The organism is Sulfurovum sp. TSL1, from assembly GCF_019972135.1.
Taxonomy (GTDB): Bacteria; Campylobacterota; Campylobacteria; order Campylobacterales; family Sulfurovaceae; genus Sulfurovum.
The window spans coordinates 57,399-70,724 of the sequence record NZ_BPFI01000001.1; the positions used below are offsets into that span (position 1 = coordinate 57,399).

7 protein-coding genes and 1 riboswitch are annotated in these 13,326 nt (G+C 42.1%); of the genes, 5 read left to right on the top strand and 2 right to left on the bottom strand.

The window, feature by feature from the left end:
• Positions 1–10 precede the first annotated feature (10 nt).
• A riboswitch (cyclic di-GMP riboswitch) is annotated at positions 11–89 on the bottom strand.
• Between the two features lie 225 nt (positions 90–314).
• Both LDM98_RS00285 and LDM98_RS00290 read left to right on the top strand, forming a co-directional pair.
• Entirely contained in the window at positions 315–854 is a 540-nt protein-coding gene (locus LDM98_RS00285; RefSeq protein ID WP_223897105.1) for an alkylphosphonate utilization protein, read from the top strand.
• 70 nt (positions 855–924) lie between these two features.
• Positions 925–4,020, top strand: coding sequence for an efflux RND transporter permease subunit (locus LDM98_RS00290; RefSeq protein ID WP_223897106.1), 3,096 nt, complete (start codon positions 925–927; stop codon positions 4,018–4,020).
• Here LDM98_RS00290 and LDM98_RS00295 read toward each other — a convergent pair.
• Positions 4,017–5,897 (bottom strand): mechanosensitive ion channel family protein, encoded by a 1,881-nt coding sequence (locus tag LDM98_RS00295; protein WP_223897108.1) that lies wholly within the window; start codon positions 5,895–5,897, stop codon positions 4,017–4,019. The two genes, LDM98_RS00290 and LDM98_RS00295, sit on opposite strands and share 4 nt — an antisense overlap.
• Before the next feature lie 145 nt (positions 5,898–6,042).
• Here LDM98_RS00295 and LDM98_RS00300 point away from each other — a divergent pair, with 145 nt between their 5' ends.
• On the top strand, positions 6,043–7,362 hold the full coding sequence (locus tag LDM98_RS00300; RefSeq protein ID WP_223897109.1) for an NAD(P)/FAD-dependent oxidoreductase: 1,320 nt from the start codon (positions 6,043–6,045) through the stop codon (positions 7,360–7,362).
• 12 nt (positions 7,363–7,374) lie between these two features.
• Here LDM98_RS00300 and recO read toward each other — a convergent pair whose 3' ends face one another.
• Entirely contained in the window at positions 7,375–8,007 is a 633-nt protein-coding gene (recO, locus tag LDM98_RS00305) for a recombination protein RecO (protein WP_308443042.1), read from the bottom strand.
• A gap of 162 nt (positions 8,008–8,169) precedes the next feature.
• Here recO and gltB point away from each other — a divergent pair, with 162 nt between their 5' ends.
• The gene (gltB, locus tag LDM98_RS00310) at positions 8,170–12,585 is read left to right on the top strand and encodes a glutamate synthase large subunit (protein ID WP_223897111.1); all 4,416 of its coding nucleotides are present in this window, start codon (positions 8,170–8,172) and stop codon (positions 12,583–12,585) included.
• Between the two features lie 9 nt (positions 12,586–12,594).
• Entirely contained in the window at positions 12,595–13,320 is a 726-nt protein-coding gene (locus tag LDM98_RS00315) for an inositol monophosphatase family protein (RefSeq protein ID WP_223897114.1), read from the top strand.
• Positions 13,321–13,326: the final 6 nt, after the last annotated feature.

Sequence of the window (13,326 nt, forward strand, 5' to 3'; positions counted from 1 at the left end):
GTATATTCTATTGTGTAGTCTGGCGATCTTTTTTATAAAGACCCATGACTTTCTGCCCTTGTTTCACAACAAGTTTAGCTTTTCAATCTTTTTACCTTCATGGATTATACTCAGTAAAGATTTAAAAAGAGTTATAAGTGATCATTTTAATTTGTGATTGAAATCATTCAGTAGAGAAGATGTCAAATAAAACCATATAGTTTGTCAGTAAAGATCGGGGTTGAAATGATTTAGACCGTGTATAGTAGTGCTTTTATGGGCTACATTAAAACAAATAGAGTAAAATGTCGATACTGATAGAGCAAAGGAAAAAAATGAGCATAGATAGAGTATTGATGGATAGAAGCGGAGGGAAATGTGAGTTGTGCGGTTCTGAAGAGGGACTTACGGCTTACGTAGTGGCACCAAAAGATGAGGCTATTGTGATCTGTAGTACCTGTGCAGCCTCCATAGATGATCCGACAAAGGATGAAAAACATTGGAACTGTCTGCATGACAGTATGTGGAGTACTGAGCCTGCAGTACAGGTCGTGGCATTCAGACTTTTGACTCAACTGGGTGCACAGGACCAGCTTGACATGATGTATCTTGAGGAGGATGTAAAAGCATGGGCAGAGGAAGGTTTAGCCACTGAAGCACAAGAACCTACACGTGATGCCAATGGTACGATCTTGCAAGAGGGTGATTCTGTGAGCATCATCAAAGACCTTCCGGTAAAAGGTGCAGGTTTTACCGCTAAGCAGGGAACGACTGTGAAAAATATCCGCATGGTACCGGGTGACCCTACCCATATACAAGGTCGTGTGAACGGGACAATGATCTTTATCATTTCGGCATTTTTAAAGAAACTGTAGTATTTTTTGTTGATATCACTATAAGTTACATAACAAACCAATAATTTAAGACGTTCAATAAGGATACACCATGATGAGGATCATTAACTATTTTATAGAGAATAAAAGTCTTAATTATGTATTGCTCATTTTTATCCTTTTTTTAGGCATAAACTCTTATTACAATATCCCCAAAGAACTTTTCCCTGAAATCGCCTTGGATAAGATCGCGATCAGGGGTGCTTATGCAGGTGCCAGTGCTGACAATCTTGATAAAATGGCAGTGCGTGATATCGAAGATGAACTGGGCAACATACAGGGGATAGAGAAGATCGAGACCGTGATCAAATCAGGTACTTTTTCTATCGTTCTTGATCTCAATGATGGCGCAGACAAAATAGATGCTCTCAATAAAGCCAAAGATGCCATCGCACGCAGCCGACAATATCTTCCTTCGGATATGACCGAACCAACGGCAGAGCTGCTGATGCACAACCGGCCGCTTATCAGACTTTCTCTCTCCTCTGAGCATATGACCAAAGGCCAATTGATAGAAACGGCCAAAGAGGTAAAATCCAAAATTGCCAGAAATCCTTATGTCAGTGAAGTACAGATCTACGGTGATGCAGATCAGGAGGTTTCCGTACAGATCAATGAAGAGGCTGTAAGAGCCTATGGTTTGGACCCGGCTACGCTGATCGATGCCATCTCAAAAACCTCTTATATCTATCCCATAGGGGATATCAAGCAAAGTGGCAATTATATTTTCCTCTCTACAGTACACGGTAAAGACAACAAAGAAGAGTGGGAATCAGCACTGATTAAAATAGGAGAGAAGCAGGTGAGGCTCGGTGATGTTGCCCAGGTCGACATCACTTACCCTCAAGATACAACACTTTCGACGTTTAATGGACGGAACAACATTACCTTGGTCATCTCAAAAGGGCCTGAGGGAAATGCGATACATATTTCCAGAGACCTGCAAACCTATGCCAAAGAACAACTCTCCAAAGAGTTCCCGGATGTCTATTTTGATTTTTACCAGGACAGCTCAAAACCCGTCGAAGACCGGCTCAATACGGTCATATCCAACCTGATGTTTGGACTGGTTCTGGTATTCCTCTCTATGGCATTGCTGATCAATGTGCGTATCGCATCTATTGTGGCGATGGGTATCCCTATCTCTTTTGCCATAGGGATCATGTTCCTTTACTTTACGGGGTACTCTATCAATATTGTTTCCCTGCTTGGAGGGCTGATCGTCATCGGTATCGTGGTAGATGATGCGATCGTTGTTTCTGAGAACATCCAGCGTCATCTCAATGAGGGTATGGAGAGAAAAGAGGCTGTCTATCAAGGACTCAAAGAGATGGTATTACCTGTAACTTTGGCAACATTGACAACCATCGCTGCTTTTCTTCCTCTGTTCATGCTCACCGGAGAGATCAAAAACTTCATTATTCTTATTCCTATTACCGTGATCATGATCCTTTTGGGATCTCTTCTTGAAAGTTTTTTCTTTCTACCCTTACATGCGGACGAGTTTCTCAAAAAGCAGAAGAACTTTATCAATTGGGAACCCCTGCAGGAAAAGTATGAAGCGTTACTGCATCTTGTGATCCGTTTTAAATATATCTTTTTATTTACTTTTGTCATAGTAATACCTATTTTGACCGTACTCACGATCAAGATGCTCAATTTTCAGTTTTTCCCTGGTTTTGATGGTAACTATCTCTATATTACAGGGAAAAGCAATATGGATACGACCATTGAAGAGACAGATAAGATAGCCAAAGAGTTGGAAAAGTATGTACTTTCAAAAAAAGAGACCTACGCACTTAAATCCACTTCTACCGTTGTAGGGTACAGAAGGTCTCTTGCCGGTGCAGATGAAAATGGAGACAATATGCTCTATATCACGATGGAGCTTTATGATATGGAGCCTCAAAGTTTCATTGATGCCTATATCAATCCTATTTTGAATTTTAGTTTTATGTTCAACGATCCTGAAAAGATCAGAAAGAAACATACCTATGACCTTGCACAGGATCTGCGAAAAGAGATCGCTCCTATGATGAAAAAGTATCAGCTTGAAGAGCTTGGAGTCCTTGAAGACAAACCCGGCCTGATCAAAAATGACATAGAGATCAACCTTTCGGGCAAAGACGCTGAACAGATCGTAGACGCCATGACAAGGATTGAAGAGGAGCTTTCAGCCATTCCGTATGTGAAAGATGTAGGGAACAATGCACAGCTTGGAAAGATGGAGTACAAGTTGCGTATCAATGCCTATGGTGAACAATTGGGCATGAGTGAAGTAGGCATAGCACAGACCCTTTCGGGCTATTTTCTTGACAGCCGCAAAGCGATGACCTTTAGTCAGAACGGTGTCATGGAGATCAGAACAAAATCCATAGTGAAGGATGCTGAAAAAACCTTAATGAACTTTATGATCCCTACACCATCTGGAAGCGTGGTAAAATTGACCGATGTTGTGGATATCGAAAAGGTCCAGGCGTATGAAAAGATCGAAAAAAGAGATGGCAATACAGTCAAGTCTGTCTTTGCGAACATAGATAAGAAAAAGACGACGGCTGTGGATGTGCTTAAGAAGATCAGGCCTTTGCTTGATACGATCCGGGATGAAGGCATTGATGTCAGTCTTTTGGGAGAACAGGAAAAGAACCAGCAATTTAAAAATGATATGATACGCTCTTTGATCATCGCAGTCTTTTTGATCTTGATCACACTGCTTTTTATCTTTCCTAAGGTCCGTTATGCATTGATGGTCATGTCGGTCATACCTTTCAGTTTACTGGGTGCACTGGTAGGGCACATGCTGATCGGGATCAACCTTTCCATGCCTTCGGTCATAGGTATGTTGGGGCTCGCCGGGGTTGTGATCAATGACGGTATCATTATGCTTGATTTCCTGCATGGCACGCATAATGCAGAGACATTCTATGAAAGGGCAAAGCTAAGGCTCCGTCCCATTTTGATCACTTCGATCACTACATTCCTTGGACTCTTTACCCTGATCTTTTATGCAACAGGACAGGCAGTGATCCTTCAGCCTATTGCTATCTCGATAGGATTTGGTCTGATCTGGGGTACGGTCTTGAACCTCGTTTACCTGCCGTCATTATATGCCGTGGTCAATAAGATCCAACCGGTAAGAGAGAGTTAGAGTGTTTTTGGCTCCGTCTCTTCTTTTGTAAATTCATTTTGTTTTTTTTGGGATTCCTTGTTTTTGATATGCAGGTCCATTTGTGGGAAAGGTATCTCAATATGGTGTTTGTTGAGCGTTGCATAAATGAATTTCAAGAAATCTGATTTTGTCCCCGAAGGTTTCAGGGTTGATTGTCCTCTGACCCAGACAATAAGTTCGTAATCTACTGAACTTGATCCCATAGCGGTCATCCAGATCAGAGTAGGATATTTAGCATTTTTTTTCACATAATTGATATCACTGCTTCTCAGCTCTTCCAGGATCACTTTTTCCACTTTGTCATTGCTGGTTCCATACGCAACAGAGAAGGGGATATGTATACGTCTGATATCATTCTCCAACGTCCAGTTGATGACATTGTTTTGGATAAAAGAGGAGTTGGGGATGACGACATCAATGTTGTCATTGGTCGTAACGGTGGTTGAACGCATTCTCATATCACTGACCGTACCCCGGATGGTATCTGATATCTCTATATAATCTCCCAAACGGATAGTACGTTCAAACATCAAAATGATACCCGCCGCAAAATTGGAAACAAGTGTTTGGAGACCAAAACCGATACCGATAGAAAGTGCCCCTGCAACCAGTCCAAGATTGGAAAGATCCAATCCGATACTTTTCAGTGCAAACAATAATGTGATAAATACAAGAATATAATAGCCGGCATTGGAGATCGCTTTTGCGGATGAAATTGAGATCTTTTCACGCTGTGTAGCGAGATTAAGGATCTTCCGTTTGTAGAATGCAGCGATCATAAATCCAAAAATTATGATCAAAATGACTTTGAGAATATCGAGGGTTGAAATACCCCTTTCATTAAAGACAAAAAGGGCTTCTGTGAGCTTGCCATAGGTGAAATCATAGATACTTTCAGCACTCTGCTCTACATTGGAGAGTGCCAGTGCCACATTGCCAGCCACTTCTTGGAATACTGTTTTGAGAATAGTGCGCTTGATTGTATAGTAGTCAATGAGGTCCGGTGTGAGTCTCTGCAATGCTTCTGTATCCGAATTGAAAAGGTCGAGGGCTTTTTGGGTCTCTTTTTTTTGTAGATAAGCCAGAGAAAGCATGAGGGTTTGATCGATCTTTGTGGTGATGAGACTCATCATATCCATATCGTTGCGAAGAAATTTTTTACTTAATGCATCAGAGATCGTTTCACGAACGATCAGTTCACGTTCTTTTGACAGTTTGAGTGCAACGGCTTCCTGTTCTACGGGAGAAAATTTTGCATTGATCCGGGTGAGTTTTTTTTCGAGAGCCGGAATATCAAAGATAACCTGGTCCAGTTTCTGTTTGAAGCGCTCTTCTCCCTGGATCAGTAATTTCTCATAGGCTTGTATCGTTTGTTTCTGATGGTCTCCTTTAAGCTTATAAAATGCATACTGCAACTGGTATAGCAGCAGGTTTCTTTTATCTTCAACGGTAATGTCATTGATGCTTTTTTTCAAATAATGACGTTTGGATTGCATAGCAGATTGTTCTTTTTTTAACGTATCGATCGTTGCATACATATCGGTAAGTGCATTAAGATAGGATTCATAGTTTTCACTGCTGATATTTTCATCATCAGGCAGAAGTGAATCTGGCATAGGATCTACCTTCAGGGTAAAGGAGAGCATATTTTCAAGTTTTCCCAAGATCATACGCTCAGTAGCGATGCGTTCTGTATCTTCTTTTGTTTGATTCTGCTCTGATGTTTGTGCCGTTTCAATACGCTTTGCGATCTCTTTATAATAGTTTATGGTATTGTTGCCGTCATAGAGTTTTGTATCTATTTCAGCAGAGCACAAAGAGAGAGATAGAGACAACAGTAGTAGGAATGATTTCATGGAAATGTCACTTTTTTTCAGATTATAACATATCTGTGACGGGAAGATTCATCGAATCATCTTCTCTTTATAAATGAGATGTAAAAGGTCAAGAAGTATGCTTTATGATAGTATACTCATAGACATATCATTTTGAGGAGTTTACATGTACGACATTCTTTATATCGGCGGTGGTCTGAACTATGCAGGGGCCATTGTGGCTTCGAAAGAGGGGTTTAAAGTGGCGCTGGTCGAAACTTCACTGGGGCATTTGGGTGGTACCTGTCTGTATGAAGGGTGTATCCCTTCTAAAATGTTCTTGCATCATGCCAATACCGTACGTCAAAGTAAAGAGAGTGTGTTTACAGGGAAACTCGTACTGGATATGCCGACACTGACAGCCCAAAAAGATGAGCTCATCGCCAGTGCATCCGAATCCATAAGGGCACAATGCAAAGATGTGGAGCTGATCGAAGGTAAAGGCAAGCTCATCGCACCGCACAAAGTGGAGGTGGAAGGGAAGATCTATGAAGCAGAGCATATTGTCATAGGGACAGGGTCTTCTCCTTTCATACCAGAAGGTATAGCGTATGACGGAAAGGCGATCATCACCAGCACAGAGCTGCTTGATCTGCAGAAACTGCCTGACAATATAGCCATCTACGGGGTTGGTGCCATCGGTTTGGAGATGGCCAGTTTCTTTGCATCTGCAGGTGTAGAGGTGACACTACTCTCCCGTCATGAAAGGCTCTTGGGCCATGCACATCCGATGATACAAGAGGCCATGGCCAAAGAGCTTGAAAAGCAGGGGATCACCTATCTGACTGGCCATGCCGTTTCCAAAGCTGAAGCTACAAACAGAGGCGTACATATCACTTTTGAGAATGGCACATCGGGCGAGTATGAGCAGATGCTTGTTGCTACCGGACGTCAGCCCAATACGGATGTGGTCGCAACCGATGAGATCGCTGTAAAGAGAGGGATAGAGACAGATGATTTTTTTCAAACGAGTCTAAAAAAACATTTTGCGATCGGTGACTGTAACGGAAAAATACAACTGGCCCATGCGGCAAGAGCCCAAGCTTTGAACGTGACGATGCGGATCATGGGCAAAAAACCACAGAAACTGAACCTTGATCATGTGGTAAGGTTCATACATACCTTGCCTATGAGTTATGCAACCGTGGGACAAAACAGACAGAGACTCGAAGAAAAAGGCATAGAGTTTCAAGAGAGTAGCGTCATGCTGAGCCAATTTAAACCTGCTGCATTCCACCAGGCGGGGAACGGTGTAATGGTCGTCTATGCAGATACGTCAGGGCTCATACTGGGTGCAGAGATCTTTGCCCCTAATGCCGAAGAGCTCATTCCACCTGTGGCTATGGCCCTTGCAGGCGGGATGACGGTTTCGATGGCACAGCAGACCATTATGGCGCATCCTACGTTTTCTGAAGCACTCGAAAGGAGTTATTTCAGAATAGGATGAAAAAGCAAAGCATTACAACCCCTTCATCACAATTTCAAAGAGGTAGTCCACTTCATGATCTTCCAGGAACACTGTTTTTTTACTCTTAAAAAAGTCCAGTACTTTTTTGGTAGGCAGTGCAGGTGTGTAGATACATACCGGGTGTGCCGGGATGAACGACTGCATGAGGGCGATCTCTTCTTCTATACGGGTTTCACAGATATAGCAGTGTTCATCATGATGCAGTCTGCCTTCATGTTCGAGCAGTGTGATGTAAGATTCACAGACGATACGTTTAGGATTCTGTTTATCCCATTTTTTGGCTGCAGAGAGAAGAAGATCGAAGTAAAATGAGTCTATCTCTTCTGCATCTTTGAGATGCGGTTCAAAGCGTTTGATAAAATTGTGCCAGATCAGAAGTCTGTTTTTGTCAAAGAGCCAGGGAAAGCCCATATGTGAGAGTGAGCGCAGTCTGGGAAGAAAACTGCCCCCTTCACCTTCCACTTCGAAATCTATCAGGTTGCCAAGCTGTAAAATGGAGTGTCGTGCACCAAAAAAACGGTAATAGGTTCTTACTTCCGTAGGACTCAGCACAAGTGCTATGGTGTCTTCATTTTTTGCTTTTCTGACAGACAGTATAAAACCTTTGATGGTAATTCCTTTAATTTTTTGCCTAAATTATAGGCAAAAGCATGTTAAAATATCCAAATATCGCCCTTTGTAGGGTAGAGTTGGTAAACTAAGCTTAACAACCTTTTGGCTATAATCCCTCCAATTACGAGGAGCACTGTATGATGCTCCGATGATATTATTTTTAAGGTTGGTATTATGCAAGATTTATTTACTTCTTTTAAGGATAACTGTGGATTTGGGCTTTTAGCATCTATCGACAATACTCCGTCACACAAAAACTTAGAAGATGCCATTACTTCATTATCACGTATGATGCATAGAGGGGCTATTGCAGCAGATGGTAAGACAGGAGACGGTTCAGGTCTTTTGCTTTCTCTTCCTAAATCATTTTTCAACAAAGAAGCAGTAGCTCATGGAGTAGAATTACCTGAGACGTATGCGGTAGCGATGGTTTTTTCAAACAATGAAACAGATTTTGATGTGATCACCAGAGTATGTGAGAACAATGACCTTAAAGTGCTTTATACGCGTACAGTACCTGTAGATAGCAATGCACTGGGTGAACAGGCACTTATATCACTTCCTCGGATCAAACAAGTATTTGTTGCACCTGAATCTGCTGTGGCTGCAAATAGATTTGAGGCATTGGTCTATCTTTCCCGTAAAGAGATAGAAGCTGAGCTCATAGAAGACCCAACCTTCTACATTCCATCATTTTCAACATCAGTGATCTCTTACAAGGGACTGGTGATGCCTACGCACATTAAAGAGTTTTATAAAGATCTTGACAATAAAGATTTTGAAATTTCATTTTGTCTTTTCCACCAACGTTTCTCGACCAATACACTTCCTCAGTGGAAGCTGGCACAGCCTTTCAGAATGATAGCTCACAACGGTGAGATCAACTCTGTCACTGCCAACAGATTTAACGTGGCAGCAAAAATGGCTGCAGTCAAATCAGAGGTGTTTACGGATGAAGAGATGACAAGACTTACGAATGTCATACAAAATGATATGAGTGACTCGGCAAGTTTAGATAACTTCATGGAGTTTTTGCGTGTGAATGGTGTAGACTTTTTTAAAGCAGCACGTTCTTTGATCCCTGCACCTTGGCATAATGCACCACATATGGATTCTGATCTTAGAGCATTTTATGAGTATGCAAGTACCTGTTTTGAACCTTGGGACGGACCTGCAGCGGTCAGTATGACAGATGGACGTTATATTGGTTGTGTTTTAGACAGAAACGGATTGAGACCTTCAAAATATATCAGAACCAAAGACAACAGACTGCTTATCTCTTCTGAGTATGGTGTACTGCAGATCCCTGAAGAGGATATTGCTGAAAGAGGAAGACTTCAGTCGGGTGAAATGATGGGGATAGATCTCAAGCACGGAAAAGTACTTAAAACCGGTGACATCGATGACTATATCAAAGCGGCCTATCCTTATAACAAATGGCTGAATCAAAATATGAGTTATCTGCAGGAGCATGTACCCAATACTGAAGTGCCGAAATCTTCGATCGAGTATGGCAATATGGAAGAGAGACAGCGTTACTTTAATTATACGCTTGAAGTACTCAGAGAAGTGATCAAACCTATGATCGCTGAAGGCAAAGAGACAACAGGTGCCATGGGTGACGATACTCCTATCGCAGCTTTCTCAACAGAACAGCGAAATTTTACGGATTTCTTCAAACAAAAATTTGCACAGGTTACCAATCCTCCTATCGACCCGATCCGTGAAAAAACGGTTATGAGCCTCAATACAGGTTTTGGTGAAGTCAGAAACGTGCTTGCAGATGATGCAGAACATGCAAAGAGATTGAAAACAGTACTTCCAATGATGTCTGCGGAAAAATTTCATATTCTTCAGGAGTTTGGAGATGAGGACAATGAGAAGTACGATCCTGCTTACAAAGTAGGAAAATATGATACAACTTATACGACAGACCTCAAAGCGAGTCTGGATACCCTTGTTCAAAAGGTTATCACAGATGTCAGAGACAACGGTATAAGAACTATTATCCTGGATGACAGAAACCTTGATCAAGATACTAAAGTCATTCCAATGCTTATGGTGATAGGACGTTTGAGTCAAGAACTTTTAAATGCAAAACTCAGACACTTGACCAGTATGGTGGCTGCCACAGGTGAAGTATTTGACCCACACTCTGCAGCAACCATGATCGCATTTGGTGCAGCGGCTATCTTCCCTTATCTACTTTACTATACAGTAGCGGAGCTTCATGAAGGTGATGAAGATATTCAAGTAGTTCTTAAAAGATTCAGAAGAGCGATGGGTGCAGGACTGATGAAGATCATGTCAAAGATGGGGATCTCAACACTCTCTTCTTACCGAAACTCAAGACTCTTTGATGTGATCGGGTTGAGTCAAGAAATTGTACAAGATTGTTTTAGCGGTACAAAAGGACTTTTACCTGGTCTTGACTATGCAGATATCGATGCACGTCTTACGGCTAATCATCAACGTGCTTTTACTTCTGATTTTGAAGGTCAGAAAAATGTACTCTACAAAGGCGGATACTATAAATATAAAAAAGGTGAAGAGTTCCATGACTTCTCACGTCCGACCATCGCTGCGATGCAAAAAGCCTCAGAAAGCGGCAAAGCTGAAGATTATGCAGAGGTAAAGAAGCTTGTCAATGGTCGTGACAAAAAATTCATACGTGATTTCTATGAACTAAAAAGTGACAGGGAACCGATCAGCATCGATGAAGTAGAGCCGCTCAGTGAGATATTTAAACGTTTCTCAACCGCTGCAATGTCTATGGGGTCTATTTCTCAAGAGGCACATGAGACACTTGCTGTTGCTATGAACACTATCGGTGGTAAATCCAACTCAGGTGAGGGAGGAGAGTCCCCTTCCCGTTATGGTACAGAGAAGAACTCTGCCATTAAACAAGTGGCATCAGGACGTTTTGGTGTAACACCGGAGTACTTAAGATCTGCGACAGAACTTCAGATCAAAGTGGCACAGGGAGCAAAGCCGGGTGAAGGCGGACAGCTTCCGGGAAGCAAAGTAAGCCCGCTGATCGCGGAACTTAGATTTACAAAGCCGGGGGTGACATTGATTTCACCACCGCCTCACCATGACATTTATTCTATTGAAGATCTGGCACAGCTTATTTTTGATTTGAAACAGGTCAATCCGAATGCAAAAGTGGCAGTAAAACTTGTTTCTACTGCCGGTGTAGGGACCATTGCCGCAGGTGTTGCAAAAGCCTATGCAGATAAGATTATTATTTCTGGTAGTGATGGTGGTACAGGTGCTGCACCTATTGGTTCTATCAGGTTTGCAGGTAACCCTTGGGAGCTTGGACTGATAGAGGCGCATAATGCACTCAAAGCTAACAACCTGAGAGGTCAAGTAACAGTTGAGACAGACGGTGGACTCAAAACCGGACTGGATGTTGTAAAGGCAGCGATACTCGGTGCTGAACAGTATGCATTTGGTACAGGCGCCTTGGTCCTTGTCGGGTGTATTATGCTAAGAGTATGTCACCTTAATACCTGTGGTGTAGGTGTAGCTACACAGGATGAACACTTACGTAAACGATTTACGGGTAATGTGCAAAAGGTGATTAATTACTTTACGCTTATGGCGGAAGAAGTGAGAGAGATCCTTGCAGAACTTGGATATCGATCTCTTGAAGAGATTATTGGGCAAAATCACTTACTTGAAGTCATAGATGATGCATTTGCCAAGAAGTTTAACTTTGAAGAGTTACTATATAAACTTGATGGCGTCAATACATGCCAAGTGCCGTTTAACGAACCATATGATCAGAATGAATTTGAAAAAGAGATCATTGAAGAGCTTAGAGCAACGATCGAAGATCCATCTACGCCTATCGTGATCAATAGAAAGATCACAAACCTGAACAGAAGTTTTGCTACAAGAATTTCTGGTGAGATAGCTGCAATTCACGGAAATGCAGGATTACCTGATGGTACGATCACGCTTAATATGAAAGGTACCACAGGACAATCTCTCGGTGCATTCATGTCTAAGGGTATCAATATTAATGTTGATGGTGCCGGTAATGACTATATCGGTAAAGGTATGAACGGCGGTCAAATCGTTATTAGTGCTGATAATGCGGGTAGTGAATTTGCACTTGGCGGTAACACTTGTCTGTACGGTGCAACGGGCGGAACACTGTATGTGCATGGTAAAGTAGGTGAACGTTTTGGTGTTCGTAACTCCGGTGCTACAACAGTGGTAGAAGGTACAGGAGACCACCCTTGTGAATATATGACAGGCGGTACAGCGGTCATTCTTGGAAAAACTGGTGTGAACTTCGGTGCAGGTATGACAGGTGGTAAAGCATTTGTCTATGATACCGAAGGCGGGTTCTATGAAAAAGTGAATCTGGAGCTTGTTGAACCGCTCCGTATCGATACGGATGAATGGGATACTGAAATGTTTGAGCTGAAAGCGCTTCTTAAAGATTATGCAGAAAAAACAGGATCCAAGAGAGCAGCACACATTTTAGAGAATTTCAGAACTGAGATCAGAAAGTTCTGGATGGTTGCACCAAGAGGTGTAAAACCAACAATAGCAGCCGAAAAAAGAGGCGAGTAAAATAAAAGTATGACTGACTTTATCAAAGCCTGCATCAAAGCTAACGAAGAGATAGCAAGTGCATGCAAAGACGGCTTTGATACTTCCTGGTTTGAAAAGACCGAAGTGGGTGCAGGTGGTGACGTGAGTTCTAAACTTGATCTTTTTGCCGAAGAGATATTTGTAAAGCACTTAAGTGTTTTTGGACAGATAGAGTCTGAAGAGAGCGGTATCATAGGTGAGGGTGAAGAACAGATCATCATAGATCCCATAGACGGCTCGGCCAATGCTCTTTCCCTTTTTCCCTTTTACGGTACCTCTGTTGCAAAAGTGAACGCTGAAGGTATTTTGGATGCTGCAGTGGTCTGTAATCTTGCCAACAGGGATATCTTTTTCAAGTCTTCTACGAGTCAAGTACAACAGGGCAAACTTTTTTCAGATACATTTCATGACCCGCATAGCAGTGAAAAGGCTGAAATAGGACTTTTTGAAAAGGCATATGCCAACCCGGGGTTGGTTGCATTATTGGACCAAGAGAAGTTGAAGTTCAGATCTCCTGGGGCTATAGCCCTCTCATTGGCGTATGCCCATACGGTGAGTTATGTACTTTTTATGGGGGAGTTTCGAATTTACGATTTTGCCGCAGGTTTAGCACTTTGTGAAGGCTTAGAAGTAATTGTTGAGGCGGATTATGTTATAGTATCGAAAGAAAAAAGCATAGCCAAGAAAATAGAATCATTAATAGATCAATTATAGGCATGC